Here is a 24,622-nt window from a genome sequence, read left to right on the forward strand (position 1 = left end):
CATAACATGACTATGTTGCAGCAACCGGCGCTGATGTCGCACTGGCTTGGCACTTTACTGGCGCAAATCGGCAGTTATTTTACCTTAATTGCCTTACCCTGGCTGGTGTTGAGCAGTCAGCACAACAATGCTTTCAGTTTAGCGCTGGTGATGGCTTGTTATGGTATCCCGCACAGTCTGTTGCTGTTGTTAGGCGGTGCTCTGACGGACAGGTACGGACCAGCACGACTGATCCTGTATAGCCGGGCAGCTTTTGTGCTCTTGATGTTACTGTTTGCGGCTGCGTTATGGCTGGGACTGGCGTCACTGCCACTGATATGTCTGTTTGCGTTGTCCGTGGGATGTTGCTCTGCCCTCGGCATTCCGGCAAGTCAGTCTATTTTACCGGCGCTGGTACCGACCGGGCAGTTATTAAGCGCAAATGCCAGCATGATGGCAACTGGCTTTGTCGCGCAGGCGGCAGGGCCGGTGCTGATTGGTGCTTTGATAGGCTGGTTTGCCAGTCAATTCAGCTCCCCCGGCGACTCACAACCCTGGCAATATCTGACACTCGCTTTTGCTGCCGATGCAGCACTGGTCGCACTGAGCCTCTGTTTTGCCTGGCACACCGCTCACTATTTACCACAGCATCAGACGCCAGCTAGCCGTGCCGGTCTGTGGCGGCAATTACAACAAAGCCTGGCGTATTGCTGGCAGCATCCGAATTTAAGAGTGATCTTATCTTACTTGTTACTGCTGTCATTATTGCTCTATGGTCCACTGCTCACGTTAATCCCGCTGCTGGCAAAAATCCAGCTGGCACTGGATGCTCAGGGCATGGCTCTGCTGTATGGCTGCCAGGGGTTGGGGACTTTAACCGGTGCTTTGCTGGTGCTACAACTGAAACCAACTATGCCCAAACTTGGACTCTATATTCTGCTGCTGGATTTAGCCGCCGCCATCAGTTTTTGCCTGCTCGGTTATAGTCATTCTGCCATCCTGAGTGGCGCCTTATTACTGCTGATTGGCATTACAGCCGGTTTTGTCATGGTCGCTGGCACCACCTGGTTTCAGCTGCATATCCCGTTTAATCAAATAGGTACCGTGTTAGGGCTGGTGATGTTTGCCATCCACGGTCTGGTCCCGCTGGCGTCCTTGTATACCGGGAGCCTGGCCAGTATATGGCCCTTGTCAACGCTGACACAGATCTGCGGCAGTCTGGTGATACTGATTTGCATTACAGGCCTGCTGACACCAACCATTCGTCAGATGGGGAAAATCCATGTCACACCCTGAGCCGGTATTACTGACCACAGTGTCAGGCCGAACGACACAACCGCAATTACGTTGCATCTGCTTTCCTTACGCCGGGGGCAATCGCAGCAGTTTTATCCGGTTCGCGGCGTTAGTTCCCCATTGGCTGGAAGTCGTGGTACTGGATTTGCCGGGTCGTGCTGAACGGCAGGCAGAACCTGCTTTTCGGCAACTGACACCGATCATGCAGCTGTTACTCGCACAATATCAGCGCTTAACGCCACTGCCGACCTTGTTCTACGGCCATAGTTTTGGTGCCAGAATGGGTTATGAATTCCTGCATTGTCTGCAAAACGCAGGTTTACCCTTACCGCAATTGATGGTGGCTGCGGCCGCCCGAGCCCCCCATTTAACCACGCTGACCGAGCGCTATAGTGAATTATCGGATGCAGAATTTATCCGGCATCTGGCAAAACTCGGGGATGGTACCAAGGGCTGGTTCGACGATCCTGAACTGCTCAGCCAAGTGTTACCGGCATTAAGGGCCGACTTTTGCATGGTCGACGACTATCAGCCAACCATCCGGGCCCCGTTGCCCGTTCGAGGCCTCGCCCTGTCCGCAGAACGGGATCCGGCGGTTTCCGCCGAGCAAAGTCAGGGTTGGGAAATGTATTTTACTGAATTTAATCAACAGGTGCTGCCGCAGCGCGGTCACTTTTTTATCGACACTCACCCGGAAGAGGTTGCCGCACTGCTGCTGCCAAGCTTGCGGCAAATGCGTCGTGGTACCGGAGAATTACATGCCCAGATTTATTAATTTTGTGCTGACTCAGCCAGAACCAAGTCCACAGCAGTCAGCGCTGGCAGAGCCACTGTCCCAACTAAGCCAGCAAGGCGTCCACTTTGCCGGACCACCACAATTACTGGGTTGTCCGCGCGTGGTTTATACAGAAATTTATGACAATGATGCGCAGTTAGAACCACAGCAAGCACTGAAAATATCTGCCTTTCGTGAACGGATCCGTTTCGGCCAAAATGCCTATCTGGATTCCAGTTCTGCCGCAGCCTTCCCGAATGATGTGGTCAAACTGACCCTGATTAAAAGGCCTGGTTTACCTGCCGGCCAGATCCAGATTGGTGATAACTGCTGTCTGCAGGGCACTGCGATTGTGGCCTATCAATCCGTCCAGATTGGCGATTACGCCTTATTTGGACCTCAGGTGGTGATTATGGATTGTGATGGCCACAGTTTATACCAACGCAACAGCAACACTGAAGTTGCCGAGCTTATCGTCAAGCCGGTCACTATCGGTCATCATGTCTGGATTGGTTACGGTTGTATTATTCTCAAAGGGGTCAGTATCGGCGACGGCGCTGTGATAGGGGCTGGCAGTGTTGTCAGTTGCGATGTACCGCCTTATACCCTGTACGCTGGCAATCCGGCGGTGTTTCGCCGCCACCTGGATAAAAACGACGTGGACAGATGACTGCCAGTCCGGGGTGGACGGCACCTTTGCAGCAGCCATGGCACTGGATTGAACACTCATACAGTGCCAGCGAAATGCTGCATTCATCGTTTTATTCCATCGGGTCGCCAGTCGCATTGATTATTGACTGACACATTGCGCCGCACTGATCGCCAAGCTCTGACACACTTGTTCCTGTGGTACGTTCAAGGTACCAAACCAACTGGTACGGATGGCTGGCCAGCGCCCTATGGTTGCGACTGCTTCAGTCGGCTGTGTCACGGTATTTATTTCTTCAGTGGTCCAACTACGTTGCTGCCGCTGATGACAAGCCTGGCAGGTGATGGTATCCGGTCCCCACTGCCGTTTTTGCAGCAGAAAATTGGTTGGATCATCCGTCGGATCATCGTTCTGATAAAGTGCCACGCGCTCGGCCAGTTCAGTTTCACGTTGCTGCCAGGCCTGTTGGCCCAAGGTCCATTGCTCAAAGTGAAAAATTGGCGCGTATTTGCCATACAACATTTGTTGCGCCTGCTCTGGTCGGCCAGCTTTTAACTGAAAATCGACCCCACTTAACCAGAAGCTGGCCATATTAAAGGAAAAATAAGGCCCATCGCCACAGGCACGATTGGCACGAATATCCATACAACCATTCACCCCGGATTGCCAGGCGGCCAGTCCTTCACTGAACAATTGCTGATCATTAAACAGCACCAGCCCAAGCGTAATACTGTGGAAAGGGGCATTATGCGCCAGCCATTCCCGATGCTCCTGATGCAGCGCATTGACGACATCCTGCTGCTGGTGTAATTGCGCCAGCCACAGCCGAGCCGGAATTGCCAACCCGCCCAGGATTGGAGCCAGCCGGAAACGACTGGCTGCAACCGGGTCTTGCTGCCAGGCTTGTTCCATGCTTTTCGCCTGCTGCAAGGCACGCACACCAAAATGACTGGCCAGAATAAAATGATTCAGCACCAGCGGATCATCCACGGCAGCTTCACCGCCACGCCAGATCGACAATGCCAGCAGATAAGTGCTGGTCAGCACGTTATCTGGATCATCCACCACCGCCTGCAATAACTGAGCGCTGACATCAGCACGCAACTCAGGCTGCAGATTAAAAGTCTGAATAAACGCCTGATGCACAGCCCCTGCCATCGCATGTTGCGCTTTTTTACTGCGCAACAACGGTGTACTGACAGCTATCGCCAGTTGCAAACCATGAGCTGCCCAGGCATTGTCCCCGTCCTGCAACAAGCGCCGGAAAAAATACTGCGATAATATACTGTGTCGCAGCGCTGCCCCCGCTTGCTGTCGCGGCAAACCAAGTGCCTGATGTAAATGATATACCGCCAGATATTGCGCAATAGCAGCGACGCCGGGTTGTTGTAAATACAGTCGCAACATCGCCAGTTCAGCCGCCGGCGCAGATTGCTCTGTCAGCTGCGCCGCAACGGCCGGCGGTATGGCAAAATCTGAGGTTGCCACACTGGCAGCCGGTAGTCGGCTGCACGTCAGCAATAACAGCAGACAGGCCGGGAACATCGTTATTTTATTCATCTTGTTTCACCTCAGCTTGCTGGCAACTGCGCTCTGATACCAGACTTGATTGACAAAATTCAGCGGCGGTTGCCGCTGGCATGAACACAGTGGCGGTCCAGCTCGTGGTCATTTTTGGCCAGTGACCGATGGTCGCCACTTGCTCGGAAGGTAATGTCAGCACGTTTTTTTCTGCGACAGTCCAGTAGCGTTGTTGCTGTTGATGGCAAGACTGGCAATTGATGGTGTCCGGCCCCCAGCGATGACGGTTTAACAGGAAATTGGTTGGATCGTCACCCGGATCATTGTTTTGATACTGCGCCGCCAGTTGTTCCAGTTGTTGTTCGCGCAATAACCAGGCCTGCTGACCCAGAGTCCAGTGTTCAAACTGGAAAAATGGCGCATAACGGGCCTGTAGCATGCCTCTGGCACGTTCGGTCTGCCCTGCTTTTAGATAAAAATCCACGCCACTGAGCCAGTAACTGACCATATTAAACGAGAAATATGGACTATCACCGCAAGCACGGTTGGCGCTGACATCGGCACAGGACCAGATGCCGCTTTCCCAGGCAGCGAGCGCTTCGCCATACAAGGCCGGTTCGTTAAATAACATCAGACTGACGCTGGCGCTATGAAATGGCGCATTGTGCGCTAACCAGGCCCGATGTTCCTCATTCAATAAGGTTTTAGCCTGTTGATCCTGATGCAGACTGGCCAGCCAAAGCCGGGCCGGTACTGTCCAGCCTCCCAGAATCGGTGCCAGCCGGAATCTGGCGTTGTCTGCAGGATGAGCAAGCCAGGCCAATTCCATTTGTTCGGCCATCCGCACTGTCCGGCTGGAGAAATAACTGGCCAGGACAAAGTGGTATAAAATGGCTGGATCCGCCGCCGCCGCTTCACCGCCAGCCCATAAATTGACGGCGGTCAGATAGGCGTTGGATAAGGTATTATCCGGTGCCTGGATGACGGCATGCAACAAAGCCGCTAACGCTTGTGGTCTGGCACTGACATTTTCGGTAAAAGCCTGCAAAAACTGCTGATGGGCAGCCCCGGCACTGCTAAACGCGGGCCGCACCGATTGCAGCAGACGCTCGCTGATCGGTGCAGCCAGACTCAGGCCATGTTGTGCCCAGGACGGTTCCAAATCCAGCACTGCAGAACGGCTAAAAAAATACTGTGCCAGAATACTGTGCCACAACGCGGCGACAGGCTGACGCTGCTGCGTGCCCATGGCCTGATGCAGGTGGAACACCGCCAGATACTGCGCCAGCGCAAGATTGTCCGGCTCATCCAGATACCGGGTTAACACAGCCGCCTCCACCAGCGGCACAGGTGCCGCTGAGGCTGCCGCCGGTAATTCAGCCGCCTCCACCAGCGGCACAGGTGCCGCTGAGGCTGCCGCCGGTAATTCAGCCGCGGCGTTGCGCGCCCCTGGCCATGGTGGTGTTGCCATCTCAGTCTGGCGCGATAACGCCAGCCGGCTGCTCTGCCGCGCAGGCTCTGCCGTGATAGGGTATTGCCGCAATAAATCCCGCAATTCGGCCCGAAACGCGGCCAGCTCAATCGCGTCTGCCGGTTGTTGCACCATGACCTGGTGTTGCACCATGGCCGCTTGCCCTGGTAAGGCAACCGTTGACCAGCCCAGACTCAGGGCTATGGCTACTAAGGTTTTGTTTGTCATCATATTGTTCCTTCTGCTGCCGCTCGCAGCAACTGCTGCTGTAGTTGTTGTAATATTTGCTGCACCCTGGCCTGATCATATTCGTCGCGCCAATACGACAAACTCAGCCGGATCTCAGCACCTACCGCCATGGCTTTCAGGTGCAGGCTGTAACTGTGTTCCTGTTCCACTACCAGTGTGGCGCTGTCGCCACAATCTTCCGCCGCCAGTTGCCACCAGTTTTCCGCCCGGCCCTGATAATTAGCCAAATCAAAATTGATCAGCACTTTGGGTTGTCTGCTACTGTCAAATCCGGCGTGATCGCCCGCCAGATAATGTAAAGCTTTTAAACCAATTCCAGCGTTTGGCGCAGCCCGGCGCAATGCAGCACAAGACTGCACCGCAGCACTGGCCAAGGCTTTGCCATCCCAATGCAGGTAAACTGAACCGTACTCAGAGATCTGGCCAAACAGGTCGGGGATTTCCACTTCAGGAAACAGCTGATGCCGACCATGTAACACCAGATCAACCCACAGGCAGTGACTGTGGCTGAGCGGCGACAGCGCCTGCCCCAGCGCATAACAGCCAAGGTCTGTCATCTCGACCTGATGACGCTGACAGAACTTTTGCAGTTGCTGCACCAGCGGTTCAGTCAGCCACATCACCTCTGCGGTTAAATCGCTGGCAGTCCGCTGAGCATTGCGCTGCACTGTAGGTGGCAACACAAATTCGGCCGCCAACTGCAGTTGCCGCCGCCAGTACGGCAGTTGGGCCGGTAATTCATTAGCCACAAAATGCGCGATCCGCTGATGCCAGTCCTGCAAGCGGTAACTTTGATGCGGTAACACCACCTCCGCTTGCTGGAAACGCAACCGGTAAATCCGTTCAAAATCTTCCAGTAACACCGCCAGCGCCCGACCATCTGCAATAAAGTGATGAAAACAGATGAATAAACGATAAGGCTCGGACTCAGCCAGTTTGAAACAGGCCAGCCGGTACAACGGTTGTTCTAAGCTGAAACTGAAACTTTGTTGCAACGTCTGACAGACTTGCCGTAGTGCCTGCCTCGCATCTGCTGCTGTCAACTGGCTGAAATCGTGATAATCAGGACTAAACAGCGCTGGCATTGGCGCAATTTGTTGTTGCCAGTCCGGAGCTCCAGACAGTCGAACGCGACAACCATCATGTCGGCACCATAACATCTGCAGACTGTCAGTCAGCACTTGCCAATCAAAGTGGGCCGCGTCGATCTGTAACAAGCCGGCAATATTAAAATGACTGGACTGACCCTGCCTGATCATATTGGCAACAGTTGCTGTCAGACCGATCTCACCGCTCCAGTGCGAGTCCAGATGGACCCAAGGTTCAGCCGGCGACCAGTACAATACACCGGCAGGCGGAGCGACAGGCGCTGCCACAGCCTGCGCCAGTTGCTCTGCCAGATAAGCCGTTAGCAGGTGAATTGTCGGATATTTCATCACCAGCGTGGCCGGTAATTTCAATCCGGTCAGTTGTTGCAATTTGTTTTTAAAATCAAGCGCCATCAGCGAGTTCAGCCCAAACTCAAACATGCTGCGGCTTGCATCCGGCGTTTCATCGCTGGCCAGTCCCAGTACTTCTGCCAGCACAGACCCGACCTGAACTGTGAGTATGCTGTGCCGCTGGACTGTGCTGGCTTGCTGATAAAGACTGAGGAAACAACTGTCGTTGCTGGCTTGCTGCTCTGGCACTAATGCGCTGAATAAAGTCCGAACCTGTTGACTGCCATAAACTTGCGGCAAGGCCCGCCAATCCAGCCTGAAAATGCCAGCCTGACTGATCTGATATTGCAACAGCAATTGCATCAGCCGCACCGAATCTGCATTGTTCATTGCGGTCATGCCTGCTTTTTCCATCCGGCGCTGATCCTGCAGCGTCAATTCCGCCGCCATCCCGGCTTCAGCCCATGGACCCCAGTTGATGCTAAGTCCGGGTAAGCCCTGAACTCGGCGCATTTGCATCAGTTGATCCATAAAACTGTTTGCCGCAGCATAATTGGCCTGACCGGCCCAGCCCACCACAGCAGCAATCGAAGAGAAACACACCATAAAATCTAGTGGCAGTGCCAGGCTATGCTGATGCAATAACCAACTGCCCTGCACTTTGGCTGCCAGCACTGTGGCAAATTTCGCTGTATCCTGCTGTTGTAACGTACCGTCTGACAGCACCCCGGCGGCATGAAAAATACCTGCCAGCGGTTTAAAATCAGCGTTCAGTTGCTCGAACAAGGCGGCAACTGTGGTGGCATCTGCGATATCACCCTGGAAACAATGCACCCGGATCCCCGCACTGGCCAGACTGGCAAAACGTTGAACCAGGGCCGGCGCTGGTGGCCGCCGACTGGTGAGTACCAGCTCGGTGGCACCTTGTGCTAATAACCAGTCCAGCATCGCCAGACCCAGACCGCCCAGACCACCGCTGATTAAATAACTGCGATCTGATCGCACCAGCGGTTGCGATGGCAGTTGCACCTGACTGAGCAGCGGCAATTCCAGTTGCAGCAACGGATGGCGGCTACTGCCGGGATTGTGCAAGATTGAATCGAGCGGCGGGCAAGCCTGCGCCGGTAACAACGGCAAGTCGCCACTGGCCAACAGTTGCAGCAGCTCGGGCAAGGTCTGCCCGCACTGAGTAATAGCCCGTGACAGCACCGCTGCACTGCTGACGTTATGCAGTGATAACTGGGCCAGAGCAGCCTGCTGTAATGTTGCGCTATCAGCCTGAGTATCAAGCAGCACTAACGGACTGAGCGGTGCCAGCAAGGGCAGCAGCAACGCCAGCTCAGTGGCTTGCCCCTGACTGACTATCGCATCCGGCAGCGTCCCGCTGCTTTGTAGCTGCTGTCGCAGTTGAAAAACAGCACTGGCTGTCATCAGCGGTAAATCCAGCGACTGACAGTGCGCCCGCCAGTCAACCGACTGACACTGCACCAGCAGATGGATCTGGCGGCTTCTGGCCAGCAGCAATAACGCCAGACCGACTTCATCCTGCAACTGATGGATCAATAAAGTTTGACCGGGTGCCAGTTGCAACTTGTGTCGCAGCAGATCGTCAGCCAGCAGATAAGCCGTCAGGCTGGGCAGTAATAACGGCTGTTGTATCAGCGTAGCCGGAATTGACCACTGCTGACAGGACGTTGCCGGCTGCCAGCTTGCCAGTACATTCTGGCATGCCAGCAGTACTCCAGCGCCTGTGGCATCGACTCCCTGCGCCAGCTGCGGTAATAGCCTTTGCTCTGCCCGACAAAATTGCCGGAAGTGCTGGCTTGCCAGCACGGTTTTTTCCAGTCGGAAACTATGCTCAGCTAACGGCTGAGATTGCAGTTGCAATAACTGTCCAGCCTGACTTTGTGCTGGCTGCAACTGATAATGACCAGGTTCCGTCTGCTGCCAGCTTCTTTCCTGCTGTCGCAACAATTCGGCAGAGGTCAGCGCCTGATAACGCTGTTGGTATAGCTGGCCTTGCCGAATCGCCAATTCCTGTTCTGGCGCCCCCTGCTGACAGAGTGCCGCAGCCAGTTGCCAGTCTGCCGCTGTTGGCTGGGCAGGCAGATCAAGCAGCGCCAGTTGATGACCCGCTTGTTCTGTCTGCCAGACCCTGGTAAAACCCCAAACGGCCGCCTGCACCGGATCAGATGAACTATCCACCAGTTCCGGCCATAAACTGGCCGCCGCCGTGGTCAGTACCAGACACTGTAACCGCTGGTCCAGTACCGCACTCTGTTGCGCCAGCGTTAATAATGGCAGCAACAGGTCCATGCACTGCTGCTGCACCGCTGCGGCAGAGAGCTCAGCATGCAGTACAGTGGCCGGCAACTGCACCACTAGTCGGCAATTGGCATGCTGCTGCAACCTGGCCAGCAAGCTATCCGCCTGCAGTAACACTGACCAGGGTAACAGCTCAATCTGGCAATCCGGCAGTGCTGCCAGCGCAGCAGCCAGTAAAGCCGGTTCAGCACTGCACAATAATATCTGACTGCTGCCGCTGACAGCTGGCTGCCAGTGACTGCGTTGCCAACAGAACTGATACAAATCTGACCAGGCTGATGATGCTTGCGGCAGCTCAGTGCGACTGGCCTTCAGCTCAACACCCAATAACTCAACCAGCACCCCACCGGCCGGATCCAGCAAATATAAATCACCATGGATCTGCTGTGCATCGGCAAAACGGGTATGGAGATAAGCATAAAAATGTGCACCGGGTGACTGATAAAAATTCAACTGGCCGATCGCAACCGGCAAATAACCAGCTTCAATGGTACAGAACAAGGTTTGAAAGGCACTATCGAGTGCTATCGGATGCAATAAGTACCCGGTCGCAGCCTGCTGCACCGGTAAACGTATCTCAGCCAGCGCATCACCACCATCGGACCAGGCCTGATGGACCCCCTGAAAACTCTGTTGATAATCTAATCCAAGCCGCTGACAATGCTGATAAAACTCTTCGGCCTGCCAGTGTCGCTGCAGCCGGGCTTGCAAAGCAGCCAGTGCCATCACCGCTGGCGCATCACCGCTGCCAGACTGTAAGCGCCCGGCACTGAATAACTGCCATGGTTGTTCTGGTAACTGGCTCCAGATCTGATAACTGCCGCTGTCCGCGTCCAACCGGGTTTCAAACTGGCATTGCTGCGCCGCCGGTAAAAACAATGCCCGGAAAAACTCAACCTGCGTCAGCGCAATCTGCGTATAGCCAAGCTGATGCCGCGCCAGCGCCAGCGCCGTTTCGACATAAGCAGCCCCCGGATAAACCACTTGTCCTTCCACCTGATGATCGGCCAGATAGGCAGGTTCGACCGGACTTAATTGCTGTTGCCATAAAATCTGGCTGCCAGCAACACTGGCTCCCAGCAGTGGGTGCTGTGGCTTCCCGGCAGCAGAGCCGGATTGCAAATTATACAAACGCGCCTGTTGCACTGCTGGCGCTTCATGCCAGTAACTTTGTTGCTGCCAGGCATAATTAGGTAAAGAATAGATGGCCTTGGCAGCTGGATATAAAGCTGCGGCAGGTAATTCAGCACCGCCCAGATAAAGTTGCACCAGTAATTGCTGCAGCAGTGCTGCACCATCCTGATCCCGCTTTAACGTACTGCAGATCAACGTCGGTGCCGTGACATTTTTCTGGATGGAACTGGCCAGTACACTATGTGGGGCAACCTCAATAAAGCACTGCCAGCCATCCTGCTCAATCTGCTGGATCGCCTGTTGAAATAATACCGGTTCTCTGACATTGTCAGGCCAATACTCTGCCCCCCACTCAGCAGTCGTGCTGAGCGCGCCGGTCACGGTAGAATACAGCGGGATCTGTGGCTCTTGTACCTGAATCCCCTGCAATGCCTGCCAAAGTGGCTGTTTCAGTGGATCCATTAACGGGCTGTGATAAGGCACTGCGACATTCAAAAAACGGGCAAATAAGCCTTGCTGCTCCAGTTGTCCCGCAATAGTCGCCAGGGCAGATGCATCCCCTGAGAGCGTAATCGCCTCTGCACTGTTGACTGCTGCGATGGCCACCAGTTGCTGGTAGGGTGCCAGATACGGTTCGAGTTCTGCTAAGGACAAGCCAACCGCGAGCATTCTGCCGCTTCCTTCGGTGCTGTATTGCAATTGACTACGGTGATAAATCACCCGGATCGCATCATCAAAACTTAAGGCTCCAGCCACATAAGCTGCCGCCACCTCACCTGCACTGTGACCGACAATACATCCTGGCTGCAGCCCCCAGGCTTGTAAAGTTGCCGCCAGTGCCGCCTGGATCGCAAAAATAGCTGGCTGCGCCCGATCAGTGCGATGGATCAGTTCGGCATCGTCTTGCTGTAACAATGTATCCAGTAATGACCAGCCGCTGTATTGCTGCAGCGCCTGATCAATTCGCTGCAACGTCTGGCGAAACACGGCGTTGTGCTGGTATAAATCGCGCCCCATGCCGGGCCAGGTAGTGCCCATCCCGGAAAAAACCCAACAAGCGGATGGGTAACGGGTTGTACTTTCACCAAGCTGCACAGCGGTATTGGCGGTACCTGCCGCCACATCAGCCAGGACAGCAGCGGCAGTGGCCGCGGTCGCGCTGACACAGAGCCGATAGCGGAAATGTTCACGCAGCTTCAAGCTGCTGTAACAAATATCCAGATAAGCCTTGTCATCCGGCGCCACTGCCAGCAGATAATCCGCCATACGGCCGGCTTGTTGTTTCAGGCCTTGCCGACTCTGACTGCTCAGGCATAACAAAGGCCTAGTCAGTTCTGTATGGCCAACCTGTGTCACGGCCACATCCAACGCCTGCTCTAGCACCACATTTGCGTTGGTACCGCCAAAACCAAATGAATTGACCAGCGCCCGGCGCGGTTCACCAGGCTGATCCGGCCAAGGCATCTGTTGTTGCGCCAGCCGGACTTTTAACAACTCTAGAGCAATTGCCGGGTTCACCTGCTGTAGATGCAAATTGGCCGGGATCAGACCAGCGCGCATCGCCATCACGGTTTTGATCACACCGGCCACTCCAGCCGCTGCTTCGGTATGACCGATGTTGCTTTTCACCGAGCCGATCACACATTGCTGCTCTGGCAACTCGCGACCGCCAAAAACTGCGGCCAGCGCATTCACTTCAATTGGATCGCCGACCGCAGTGCCAGTGCCATGCGCTTCTACATACTGAATTTGTGCTGCTGTTAAACCAGCACGCTGTAATGACTGCCGCACCAATCGCTGTTGAGCGCTGCCATTTGGTACTGTGATCCCATTGGTCTGACCGTCCTGATTCACGCCCGTAGCTTTGATCACAGCCAGTACTGGATCGCCATCCGCTCTGGCCTGCGCCAGATCCTTCAGCAGTAATAATCCCACGCCCTCGCTGCGGACATAACCATTGGCGCTGGCATCAAAAGATTTACAGCGCCCGTCCGGCGATAGCATGGATGCCTTGCAAATCGCCATGGTCAGTTCAGGCCTCAGCAGAATATTCACCCCACCAGCTACTGCCATCTGGCAATCGCCGGATTGGAGTGCCTTCACAGCCAGATCAAGCGCCACTAACGATGATGAGCAGGCAGTATCCAATGTGACACTGGGGCCATGCCAGTCAAAACAGTAGGATAAACGGTTTGCCGTCAGAGTCATCGACGGTCCGGTGGCGGAGTGAGATGTCATCAGTGTTTTGGCGGCGGAGTCCAGTTGCAGCTGTTCATAGTCATGCATAAACTGGCCAATAAATACTGCGGTGTCCGAACCACGCAACTGCTGAGCACTCAGGCCGGCGTTTTGCAGTAACTCATAATTCAGTTCCAGTAACCAGCGGTGCTGGGGATCAATATGCGGGGCTTCTTTGGGTGAGATGCCAAAAAAAACCGGATCAAACTGAGCAATATTTGTTAAAAAACCGCCTCTGTTGACATACATCTTACCGTCACGGTTTTTATCGGCATCAAAATAGGCGGCTTTATCCCAGCGGTCGGCAGGTATATCGCTAATGCCATCACCCTGCGCCAGTAAAAACTGATAAAACTGTTCAGGCGTCTGGTTCTCGCCCGGATAGCGGCAGGCCATGGCAATGATGGCTATATCGTTGTGTCGTGCTGTTGTCATGTTACACCTGTAGGAAAAGCAAAACTGGCGCACTGGCGCCGGAAAACACGGATATCAGCTGCATTGAAGTTCTGCTGGCTGCGTGGCTAACAAGCGGGCAATCTCGAGCCAGCTATGCTGACGCAGTAATGCAACCCCGGGATCGGCGTGTTTTTGGCAGATATATTCAATATTGCCTCTGGCATCCTGTTGTTTTTTAGCGGGATCTTTAAAATGCGGGTAATGCAGCGACCATTGCTCCGGCAACAGTTCAAACCGGCTGCCGTGCTGAAACAGCCGAATGCCAAACTCAACATCTTCGCCGCCCCAACTTTGAAACCATTCGTCAAAGCCACCCAGTTGACGAAATACTCTGGTCCGGCAAGAAACATGGCCAGTCCAGAACACAACCCAGGGATAGCGAAGCGCCGCCAATTCAAACTGCAGTGACTGCAGATAGTCATACCGGCAATCAGCGAGCGCCGGATAACGCGGTAATTGCTGAAATAAGTCAGTCAGACTGAAAGCATCCACCAGCTGTAACAACAACTCAGGGTAATCCAGACTGAATTCATTGACGCCATAAGACAAACCAATCAGCGCCAAATCAGCATGCTGCTGATGGCGCTGATAATGCTGGTTCAGCATATCGGGGGCGGCGATCATGCCGGCATCAAAAAACAGCAATAAATGAAAACGAGCCAGGCTAGCCCCCAGATTGCGGGCTTTACTTACTCTGAAGCCAGCATCTTCCTGATAAATATAACGAATATTGAGTAATTGCTGATAACTGGCGACCAGTTGCTCGGTTCCATCAGTGGAACCGTCGTCTGCCACTATGACTTCAAACCGGTTGGCGGCAAACTGTTGCTGGCAAAGTGAATCTAAGGTTCGTCGCAAGTTATCACGATAATTGTAAGTTGGCACGACCACGGAGATCCCATCGAAGATTCCATCGAAGACCCCATCGAAGATTTTATCTTTGATCTCATCAAGGCTCCCATCATCAAGATGCAGCATGTTTTTTCCTTTTTATAAACATAAATTCAGTATGATCTGAATCAATGCTATGAAATAAAAGGTGATAAAAACCTTACATAGTCATCTTAAAAAAATGATATAAATTTGATATGAGCAAAAATAGCAGAATAAGGCAGGAGTGATATGATAAAACACTATTCAACAAGCAAAAACAAAACGAACAATACCCAACACAAAAAACGAAGTCAACCATATAAAACCCAGGCTGCATCTAGCATGTAAAAAAAGCCAACAGATAGCCACACAATTAGCGCCCCCTAATAAAGAAACAATGATAGCCGCAACAAGACTGGCTTTAAAAAATGATAAAACAACTGATAAATATGACTTAATTTAATCTAAGCCTCAACCACAATAACAGTAACTGACCACATAAAAACCAACAATAATTATACTTTAATGGCATGACCAAACCATGCCTCAGGCTATGCCTCCCCATCAACCACAGCGAAAACACCAAAGAGAGCAGCAGGCTCGAGAAAACATACAATAAAAAAACAATCACGACGCCAGAAAATGAATCTGGCCTGCATGACACCAAAACAATAATTAAGGCATGAGAAATAAGAAATAAGGAATAAGGAATAAGGAATAAGGAATAAGGAATAAGGAATAAGGAATAAAACAATAACCCTATTGACGTCGCATGAAAACAGGGTTACTTCATCAGATAGTCGCTAAGCCAAACTGGCGGATTTTATTAATCAAAGCACGGTGCTGCGGTAATTGTTGACTCATCAGCTGGGTGGTCTGGGCTACTTGCTGAAATAATTGCCTGGCCTTGACTTGCTCAACAAAAGCACTGCGATTAGCAGACACATCAGTGTTAAATTTTAAGCCGTATAACACAAACAAATAACTATCCAGCACAAAAGGCTCAAAAGCATAGTCAAAGTCATAACGGGTGGGCAGATGATGCCGCCAATGTTGCAATTTATCCTGTAATGAAGTTGGGATCGTCCGTGGATCACAATTATCCCGCCAGTATGCAGTGTCGCGACGCTGACTGATACAGTAATGTAACTTAATAAAATCAATACTTTTGTCCCAGCGCAGCCGGAACGTCTGATTAAACTGACGGGCGACGTAAGGTAAATCAGTTTTATAGCGTGGGAACTGCTCAGCAATCATATTGGCAGCAGCTTCAATCAAAAAAATAGCGGACGCTTCCAGCGGTTCAATAAAAGCGGCCGACATGCCGACAGCCACACAATTATGCCGCCAGAACTCAGTGCGATAGCCTAGATTTAACGGTATTTTGCGGGCTTCCAGTTGTGCAGCTGCCGGACCAATATAATCGCGTAAACATTGTTCCGCCTGATCCAGACTGCTGTGCTGGCTGGAAAAGACATAACCAACACCCCGCCGTTGTTGCAAACCGATATCCCAGGTCCAGCCGGCTGCATGGGCGGTGGCAATGGTATGACTGGCAATAGGGCTGTCAGGATCCGGATAAGGCACTTGCATCGCCAGCGCCGTATCATTCAGGATCACATCATGCACTGATTTCCAGCCAACCTGCAGCGTTTGTCCCAGCAACAAGGCGCGGGAACCGGAACAATCAATAAATAAATCACCGACAATTTCGCCGGCACTGTCGGTCTGTACACTGGCAATAGCCCCGTCAGCAGATTGCTTCACAGCACTGACATTGGCACTGACAAAACGCACCCCCAGCTTACTGACACAGTGCTGACGTAAAAAATCAGCAAATTTGCCAGCATTCAGATGATACGAATAATTTTGCAATGCTTCGTACGCTGGCGTGGTGATTTTTTTCGGCGCCAGCCCTAACTGACAAATTCGGCTCTGGCTGGCCACTGCCAGATCATAAGGCAAGTCGGACAGACCCTGTAACCAGTAAGGTGCCAGGTTAAAGTTATAAGCGGAATGAAACACCGCACTGAGCGGATGAAAATAACTGTGCCGGCCAACAACGGCCGGATCATCATACCAATTGACAAACTCGGCCCCTTGTTTAAAGGTGGCATCACATTGGCGGATAAACTCGGCTTCATCAATGCCAATGGTTTGCAAAGTGGTCCGCATGGTTGGCCAGGTGCCTTCACCGACACCAATGATCGGGATATCCGGTGACTCCACCAGCGTCACCTGCACTGCATCAGCGGCCACTGAATTCAGTTTTTTCGCCAGTAAGGCTGCCGTCAACCAGCCGGCAGTACCGCCACCGACAATAACAACCTGTTCAATCGTTTGCGAAATAGTCATCATGCAACCTGCGTCTGTAATCTGGCAATCAGTACATCAACCCGACTTAATGATGCCAGTGCAGCATAGATTGCTGGCAAATATCCCTGTTGACGCAGCCACAAAAAATCAGCATCTGACAAACGGGCCAGTTGCTGACCATTGATCAGGTAGCAGCCAGTCACATCAAAAGCACCAGCCGGTCCCTGCACCGTCAGGGTCTGTGACTGTAGCAAGGACAATTTCAGCAGCGTTGCAATAAAAGCCTGTGTTGGTTCCAGTTCGGCCTGCCATTCGATCGCCAACTGACTCAGTTGCTGCAGATAAGGGCTGGCTTGCTGTTGCGAAAACAACGGCAGGCCGATGCTCTCACTCAGTTGCGGATGTGGTTGTTCCACCGCAATGGCATAACCGCCTTTGCGCTGCGCGACCGCCAATAACGGCTGATGCCACATCACTTTAGGCTCATAATCAAACCAGTTGTCGCCATCGGTGCATAAATTCTGCCCCGGCGTTAACCCGGTCAGCACACAACTGCGGAACACCCCCGTATCAGCATCTTTGATAAACACCAGCGGCAGACTGGCACCGGCAGCAACAAACTCACTGAGCACCACCGGCAAACAGTGTCGTTGCTGATTGACCTGATACCGGGCCTGATGCTGATGTTTTAACTGCTGATGCAAAGTTGCATCTAAAAATACCAGAGCTGCCATCTTGCGTCCTTAAATCTGCTGAAAACCGTATTGATGAATTTTTTCCAGCAGCTCACGTTGTGCTGGTAATTGCTGGCGCAACAATGCTGTCGCCTGCTGGACACGCATAAAACATTCACGGGCCTGTGCCTGCTGCCCGAAACGGTGTTGATCGGGCAACTGTTGCGCAAACCCCATGCCGTACAGGACATACTGATAACTTTCCATCGGGAATGGCTCATAGACATGGGCAAAATCATAAGCACTGACCGGCTGTTGCTGCCAGAACAACAACTGTTGCTGCAAACTGTCCGGGATCACCGAGTTCTGCCGGTTATCCTGCCAGAATTCCCCCTGGCGTTTTGATAACACGTAATGCATCTTGATAAAATCTATCGTCTTTTTCCAGCGGAAACCGAAAGACTGATTAAACTTCTGTTCTGCTTGTGGCAAGGCAGTTTTAAAGGTAGGTAATTGATCTGCCAGCATATTGGCAGCAGCCTCCACCAAAAAAATGGCGGATGCTTCTAAGGGTTCGACAAAGGCGGCTGATAAACCAATCGCAACACAGTTTTTATGCCAGAACTTGTTACGGTAGCCTACTCGCATCGACAACCGCCGGGCAGTCAACCCTTCCGCGGCAGGACCTATGTAGTCGCGTAAGGTTTGTTCTGCGGCATCATGTGACTGATGCTGACTGGAATAGACATGGCCGACGCCACGGCGATTGGTCAGACCAATATCCCAAATCCAGCCAGCTTGCTGCGCGGTTGAATGGGTACAGGCATTAATTGGCGCATCAGCAGCAGGATAAGGCACCTGGATAGTGACCGCATGATCGGTTAACAGAATATCTGACACCGGCGTAAAACCTATACCCAGAGCTTCTCCCAGCAACATACTTTGAAAACCACTGCAATCAACAAAAAAATCAGCCTGCAGCTCACGACCATCAGCGGTAACCACTGCTGCGATAGCGCCATCCGGGCTGAGTTTGACCTGGCTGACATGGGCACTGATATGGTTCACGCCTAATTTTGCGGTGGCATGTTGCTGCAAAAAAACGGAAAACTTCCCTGCATCCAGATGGTACGAATAATTCAGAATACCTTCATAAGGTTTTGAGGTGATTTTTTTCGGTGCCAGACCCGCCTGGGCTATCACAGCCTGGGCACTTACGGCCTCGGCATAAGGCACTGTCCCGGCCAGACCTGATAACCAATAGGGCGCCAGATTAAAATCGGTCGGGTCATACAACGAGGTAAATAAATGATGATAATGGTTGGGCGTTTGATCCTGTTGCCAGTTGATAAAACAAGTGCCTTGCTTAAACGTCGCCTGACAGTTGATTAAAAACTCGGCTTCATTGATCCCAAGCTTTTGTAAAGTCCGCCGCATGGTCGGCCAGGTGCCTTCACCCACACCAATAATCGGCACATCCGGTGATTCTACCAGCGTGACCTGAATGGCTCCGGGTTGTTGACTGCCAAAAGTACGGGCCAGATTCGCGGCCGTTAACCAGCCGGCAGTGCCACCACCGACCACAAGCACAGAACGGATAAGCTGTTCAGACATAACACACCTCAGCAAGCCCGGCAGCAAAACCAGACTTTATACGACCTGATTGCGGGTAACAACGTTACTTTGATCGCAACAGATAAAGAAGGAAGGTAATACCTTCCTTCTTTATCAATTTTCTAACTGCTGCTATCGGCTTAGAACCGGTAAGAAGCTTTCACCGTGAAACGACGACCGTTTTCAGTGATAACCCGGATTGTTTCCATCCCAGTGCTGTGGCGCTGATAAGTGATTTCGTTGCCAAGGTTCACACCTTCCAGCGATACATCCAGATTTTCTGTGGCATGCACCACCACTGAAGCATCCAGGAATGACTGACCATCGAATACGTCACTACCGTTCCCCAGCGCTGTACCTTCGGCATTAAACTCTGAACGGGTGGTATAAGCTAACCGGGTGGTGAACCACTCGTGCTCGTAATAACCGGTCAGGTTGTACGAGGTGCGTGATGAACCTGGCAGGCGGATTTTCACACCGCTGTCTGTTTCGCCGGAAGCATCTACATAAGTAGCGTTGGCTAACACACCAAAACCATTACCAAAGTTGGTTTGCCACTGGAATTCCATCCCTTTGATTTTACCGCCTTTACCCTGATCCGGGATCGACACTTCATACAGACCTGGAACTGGCGCAGTCGTCAGGTTCTCAAACACATTTTTTGAGCTGATGAAAGAAGCAATGTCTTTGTTAAACAGCGACATTGACAGTAAAGATGAAGGGTTGTAGTACCACTCCAGACCTACATCCATTTGATTGGCGCGGAACGGATCTAATGCGGGGTTGCCACGAGATGCCTGTAAACGACCACTTTCTGGTGGCGTTTCAGGTAAACCACGGTAGCCTGGTGTCAACTGACTATAGCCGGCACGTGTCATCACTTTGGCTGCTGAAGTCCGCAGAATTAAGTCATCTGCCAGGTCAATCGACAAGTTGAAACTTGGCAGGAAATCGCCGTAGTTACCATCAAAAGACTCAATAGCAGTGCGCAGACCGTTATAAGCCAGACCTTCAGATTCAGTACTGACATAACGGACACCGATGTTACCGCGGTAGCCTTCACCAGAGAAATTACCCTGCGTATAAGCAGCAAAAACGTCTTCTTTGATCACACCATAGTTAGCTTTACTTTCGGCCCATGCAGTGGCGTTTTTATACAGGAAATCCGAATACTTTTTGCCGTCAATCTTGACGTAAGAAGTCATGGAACCTGGTGCCATCACATTGCCAAAGTCATCCAGCGTACCATCGGAGAAATCAGCTGCAGATACAGTACCGAGCAACAGCACGTTACCCTTGGCGTCGGTTGCAAACGAAGCGTCAAAACGACGGTTGCTGAACTCATGTGAACGGACTTTGATACCTGCATCAATGCTGGTAAAAATACCGGCATCAATTTCTTTATTCAGGTCCAGTTGGGCGTAAGTTTCTTTATCTTCCAGCACTGAACGTCTTAATTCAAGACCTTGCAGTTTTTGCCAGGCAGCATTGGTTGGACTCACACCTTTGGGTGCAATCAACATCCGATCCGACAGATCCATATCCACGTCGACGGAAATACCGTTGTTACCGTTAATTGGTAAGCCCCACAAACCGTTGGCATTACCACCATCACCACCGTCGGCAGAAGTCGTCCCAATCACACCCGTCACTTTAAAGCCATCGCCTTTAAAGCTGGTGGTTAAATCCAGCACATCACTGGTCATCTTGGCTGCACGAGTGTTGGTATCCTGGGCAAACCAGGCGCCTTTATTGACCGTGCCTTTTAATGGCAGTGGCACTTTTCTATCACCAGCAGGAGGAACCAGACGTGAACCCGCAGTATTGGTCATACTGGCAGCATCGGCACCAATCACCAGGAAGTTCTGGTTGGTATTGGCAGCATCTAATTCAGTACGGAAACCATGTAACGTCATTTCAAGTTGTTCTGTCACCACAAACTGTGCTGTGATATCAAAAGCCTGACGTTCACGATCCTGGTCAAAACCAGCCACACCAGCTGCAGACCAGCCTTCTTCCCAGTAGTTTTCAGCTTTACGGCCACGACCGATAGTTTCCAGCGTAGAAACCATTGCCAGCACACCAAAGCTTTCGTTGTCGTTTTTCCAACTGCCTAACACAGAAGCGCCGTAACCATTGTCATCAGCCAGTGAGTTGGTATTGCCTTCAACTGAAGCATACACAGTACCCGCATCCAGCTCTAAAGGTTTGCGCGTCCGCAGAATAACAGTACCACCGACACCACCTTCATCCAGCGAAGCGACTGGCGACTTGTAAACTTCCAGACCTTTGATCATTTCTGATGGCATCAGGTCCATGTTAAAGCTGCGACGGTTGGCACCTTGTGAGAACCAGGCGGTAGAAGCAACAAACTGGCCATTCATCTGGACCTGGGTCAATGTCGGGTCAACACCACGAATTGACACTTCAGCACCTTCACCAACAAAACCACGGTTGATCGATACACCGGCAATCCGCTGCAGTGATTCAGCAATGTTTTTATCCGGGAACTTACCGATATCTTCCGCAGATACGGCATCAACAACTGCATCGGCAAAACGCTTGGTATTCATTGCACTTTCCAGTGAACGACGGATACCACGAACTTCCATGACTTCAACTTGTTTTTCAGCAGCTGTCTGCTGCGTAGCAGATTGCGTTTGCGCAGTTTGCTGAGCCAGTGCTGGCATTGCAAAAGCTGCAGCACCAACCACTAAACCTAACTTTACTGCCAGTGCACATTTATTCATTTTATTGTGCGACATGAGCTTCTCCCATTCCTGATTATTTTTATCTTGTGTGTGTTGTTTTCGTCTTGCGATGACAGCGTTGTCATTAAAAATCAACATACACAAAATATTTCTGATTTGCAAATGCCCGCAGTTGAAAATTTAGCCGCTTTTTTAGTACCGAATATGGAATTTTTTTTAATGGTTAAGTTTTTCCTGATATATTTTTGCCGCTAAAAAAATAAAAATTAAACACAATTAATTGATAATTAAGAATTAATTATTCTCACCTCTGTTTGAAAGGTACTGGCTAGCAATTTTTTAATAAAGAAACAATTGCCGTTTAGACAAAAAAGATGTATCCCTTAACTTAAAATTTCTTACAAATTGACCATCGCTGTCATTTGTTGTCTCAGCTGATGCAAAAAGCCAAGTAACACAAGAAAAATCCTGCCACTGATGCGCGGGACAATTGTCATATTTTTAGGGTCACAGCATGAAAGTAACCATTAATGACGTCGCTGAAATGGCGGGCGTTTCGATTAAGACAGTGTCCAGAGTGATGAATAATGAACCCTCAGTCAAAAAGGCAACTTTCGATAAGGTCGCGGCAGCGATCAGCCAGCTGAATTATCAGCCTAATGCGGCCGCACGTAATCTGGCCAGCGCACGCTCTTATAGTATTGGTTATATCTATGACAACCCAAACGCCTACTATGTTATTGATATGCAGAAAGGTTTATTGGAGGCTTGCCGCAAACATGGTTATGAATTGCTGATCCATCCCACCAATGCCAAATCCAAAGATATTGTGCAGGAAGTGATAGAGTTGGTGCAGCATGCCAGACTGGCGGGTCTGGTGCTGACCCCGCCCTTTTCAGAAATGCCGGAAATTGCCGAAGCACTGGAAAGCATCGGGGTAGATTTTGTCCGGATCATTTCCGGTTCGACCCCTTCGCCAAAACTGACCAACTGTGTGTTGGTGGATGACTTTACCGCCGCTTTTAAAATTACCAATCACCTGCTCGAGCTTGGCCACACTGAGATTGCATTTTTATGCGGTGACGAAGAGCACAGCTCCAGCGGCGAGCGACTGGCAGGTTTTCAGGCCGCTCTGACCAAACGGCATATTCAGGCCAACAGCAAATTTATTGTGGCAGGCAGCTATTCTTTTGAATCCGGGGTGAAAGGCGCTAAATATCTGCTGGACTTACCGCAACCGCCAACGGCTATTTTTGCCTGTAACGATGAAATCGCCGCTGGCGCTTTGTTCAGTGCCAGGCTGGCCAATATTGAGATCCCGCAGCAACTGTCGATTGTCGGTTTTGAAAACAGTCCGTTTTCCCGTCAGACCTGGCCGCCATTAACCACGGCCCATCAGCCAAACAGTACTATTGCGCTGCAAGCGGCAGAATTGTTATTCCGCCATGCCAGACCAGGCAACAGAACGACCCACAATGACCAACAACCGGTTTTTATTCCGGAATTGCTGGTACGGGAATCAACCGGTACTTGTCCAATTTAATCTGGTCATGCTTGTAAACAAAAACGCCGCATCGAGCGGCGTTTTTTTCGTTGCCAGTCTGCACTGACTAAGGGGCGACAGCCTGCATTAAAATAGCAGCCAGATAACCACCATAAGTGCCAAGTGCATACCCCAATACTGCAAGCAGGACGCCAACAGGCGCTAACGCCGGATGGAACGCTGCTGCAACCACTGGTGCTGAAGCTGCACCGCCAATATTGGCCTGGCTGCCAACCGCCATAAAAAACACCGGCGCTTTTAACAGTTTTAGCATGCCAAACATCAGTAAGCCATGGAATGAAATCCAAACCAGACCTGCCAGGAACATAACCGGATAGTCCATCACTGCGGTGACATCCATGTGCATGCCAATAGTCGCAACCAGCACGTACACCAGCACTGAACCCAGTTTTGAAGCACCGACCGATTCCAACTCACGGGCTTTGGTGAATGACAACAGTAAACCGAATGTCGTTGCCAGCACCACGATCCAGAAGAAGCTACTGGTCAGACTATACATCGCCAATTGCGGCGCATGGGTCTTCACAAAAGGAACGATATAATCTGACAACCAATGAGCCAAACCGGCCAGACCAAAACCAACGGCCAGTAACTTGATTAAATCGGCTGTGGATGGGTTACGTGAGTTCTCCGCCTGATACTTTTCAATTTTGTCTTTCAGACTTTCCAGTGCTGTCGTATCTGCGCCGTTAGCCATATCAATACGTTTGGCATTCGCCGCCATCCACAACAAAATCGCCATCCAGCAGTTGGCGACCAATACATCCACCGTAATCATCACTGAAAAAATACTGCCACTCGGTTGAAAGACTTCTTTCATCGCAGCTTGGTTAGCACTGCCGCCAATCCAACTGCCAGCGATAGTCGCCATCCCACGCCAGGTGGCATCAGCCCCTTCACCGCCCATTTGTTCCGGAAAGAATGTCCCGACAGCGGCCAGTGCAATAGGCCCACCCAGTACCACACCAGTAGTACCAGTTAGAAACAAAATCAACGCCTTAGGGCCAAGGCCGACAATAGCTTTGAAATCGATGCTCAAGGTAAATAAAATCAGGCAGACCGGAAGTAAATAGCTCGAGGCCATACCATATAATTGAGATTTACTTCCATCGACAATACCAAAAGTATTGAGCAGCGAAGGTAAGAAATAACACAACAACACCGAAGGCACATAACGATAAAATTTCTGCCAGCCAGGGTGAGCGCTATGACTGGTATGAAACACAAAACCAAGGATCAGCGCCAGTAAGCCCAGCACGACCGCATCATTGGTAATTAAAGCAGCAGATTCTTGCATTAAGAGTCCCCAAAAGTTTGACGTAATCTTCGTGCTGTTTA

General features: G+C 51.5%; 13 protein-coding genes. 4 read left to right on the top strand and 9 right to left on the bottom strand.

The window, feature by feature from the left end:
* Nucleotides 1-6: 6 nt before the first annotated feature.
* The 3 genes from AC53GJ_RS18355 to AC53GJ_RS18365 are packed head-to-tail and all read left to right on the top strand — an operon-like array spanning nucleotide 7 to nucleotide 2,720.
* Nucleotides 7-1,275: an MFS transporter gene (locus AC53GJ_RS18355; protein WP_496729840.1), complete on the top strand. Its 1,269-nt coding sequence runs from the start codon at nucleotides 7-9 to the stop codon at nucleotides 1,273-1,275.
* Nucleotides 1,262-2,050, top strand: a complete 789-nt coding sequence (locus AC53GJ_RS18360; protein WP_496729841.1) for a thioesterase II family protein — start codon at nucleotides 1,262-1,264, stop codon at nucleotides 2,048-2,050. The genes AC53GJ_RS18355 and AC53GJ_RS18360 overlap by 14 nt, the downstream gene beginning before the upstream one ends.
* Complete coding sequence (locus AC53GJ_RS18365; protein WP_496729842.1) at nucleotides 2,034-2,720, top strand: acyltransferase; 687 nt, start codon at nucleotides 2,034-2,036, stop codon at nucleotides 2,718-2,720. The genes AC53GJ_RS18360 and AC53GJ_RS18365 overlap by 17 nt, the downstream gene beginning before the upstream one ends.
* A gap of 120 nt (nucleotides 2,721-2,840) precedes the next feature.
* On the opposite strand, the gene AC53GJ_RS18370 is transcribed toward AC53GJ_RS18365, so the two are convergent.
* From AC53GJ_RS18370 to AC53GJ_RS18405, 8 genes are all read right to left on the bottom strand, one after another.
* Nucleotides 2,841-4,259, bottom strand: coding sequence for a hypothetical protein (locus AC53GJ_RS18370; protein WP_496729843.1), 1,419 nt, complete (start codon nucleotides 4,257-4,259; stop codon nucleotides 2,841-2,843).
* Nucleotides 4,252-5,922 carry a hypothetical protein gene (locus AC53GJ_RS18375; protein WP_496729844.1) on the bottom strand — a complete coding sequence of 557 codons (1,671 nt, stop codon included), beginning with the start codon at nucleotides 5,920-5,922 and terminating at the stop codon, nucleotides 4,252-4,254. The genes AC53GJ_RS18370 and AC53GJ_RS18375 overlap by 8 nt, the downstream gene beginning before the upstream one ends.
* A complete protein-coding gene (locus AC53GJ_RS18380; RefSeq protein WP_496729845.1) occupies nucleotides 5,919-13,511 on the bottom strand; it encodes an SDR family NAD(P)-dependent oxidoreductase in 7,593 nt (2,530 codons plus the stop codon). The genes AC53GJ_RS18375 and AC53GJ_RS18380 overlap by 4 nt, the downstream gene beginning before the upstream one ends.
* Before the next feature lie 54 nt (nucleotides 13,512-13,565).
* Nucleotides 13,566-14,510 carry a glycosyltransferase gene (locus AC53GJ_RS18385; protein WP_496729846.1) on the bottom strand — a complete coding sequence of 315 codons (945 nt, stop codon included), beginning with the start codon at nucleotides 14,508-14,510 and terminating at the stop codon, nucleotides 13,566-13,568.
* A gap of 687 nt (nucleotides 14,511-15,197) precedes the next feature.
* Nucleotides 15,198-16,763 carry a tryptophan halogenase family protein gene (locus tag AC53GJ_RS18390; RefSeq protein WP_496729847.1) on the bottom strand — a complete coding sequence of 522 codons (1,566 nt, stop codon included), beginning with the start codon at nucleotides 16,761-16,763 and terminating at the stop codon, nucleotides 15,198-15,200.
* Nucleotides 16,760-17,455, bottom strand: a complete 696-nt coding sequence (locus AC53GJ_RS18395; protein ID WP_496729848.1) for a SapC family protein — start codon at nucleotides 17,453-17,455, stop codon at nucleotides 16,760-16,762. Before AC53GJ_RS18395 ends, AC53GJ_RS18390 begins: the two co-directional genes overlap by 4 nt.
* A gap of 9 nt (nucleotides 17,456-17,464) precedes the next feature.
* On the bottom strand, nucleotides 17,465-19,009 hold the full coding sequence (locus tag AC53GJ_RS18400) for a tryptophan halogenase family protein (RefSeq protein ID WP_496729849.1): 1,545 nt from the start codon (nucleotides 19,007-19,009) through the stop codon (nucleotides 17,465-17,467).
* A 140-nt stretch (nucleotides 19,010-19,149) separates the two neighbouring features.
* On the bottom strand, nucleotides 19,150-21,774 hold the full coding sequence (locus AC53GJ_RS18405; RefSeq protein WP_496729850.1) for a TonB-dependent receptor: 2,625 nt from the start codon (nucleotides 21,772-21,774) through the stop codon (nucleotides 19,150-19,152).
* A gap of 460 nt (nucleotides 21,775-22,234) precedes the next feature.
* On the opposite strand from AC53GJ_RS18405, the gene AC53GJ_RS18410 reads away from it, so the two are divergent.
* Nucleotides 22,235-23,263, top strand: a complete 1,029-nt coding sequence (locus AC53GJ_RS18410; protein WP_496729851.1) for a LacI family DNA-binding transcriptional regulator — start codon at nucleotides 22,235-22,237, stop codon at nucleotides 23,261-23,263.
* Between the two features lie 67 nt (nucleotides 23,264-23,330).
* Here AC53GJ_RS18410 and AC53GJ_RS18415 read toward each other — a convergent pair whose 3' ends face one another.
* Nucleotides 23,331-24,581, bottom strand: coding sequence for a DUF819 family protein (locus tag AC53GJ_RS18415; RefSeq protein ID WP_496729852.1), 1,251 nt, complete (start codon nucleotides 24,579-24,581; stop codon nucleotides 23,331-23,333).
* Nucleotides 24,582-24,622: the final 41 nt, after the last annotated feature.

This window comes from Rheinheimera sp. B2H12 (genome assembly GCF_059620065.1).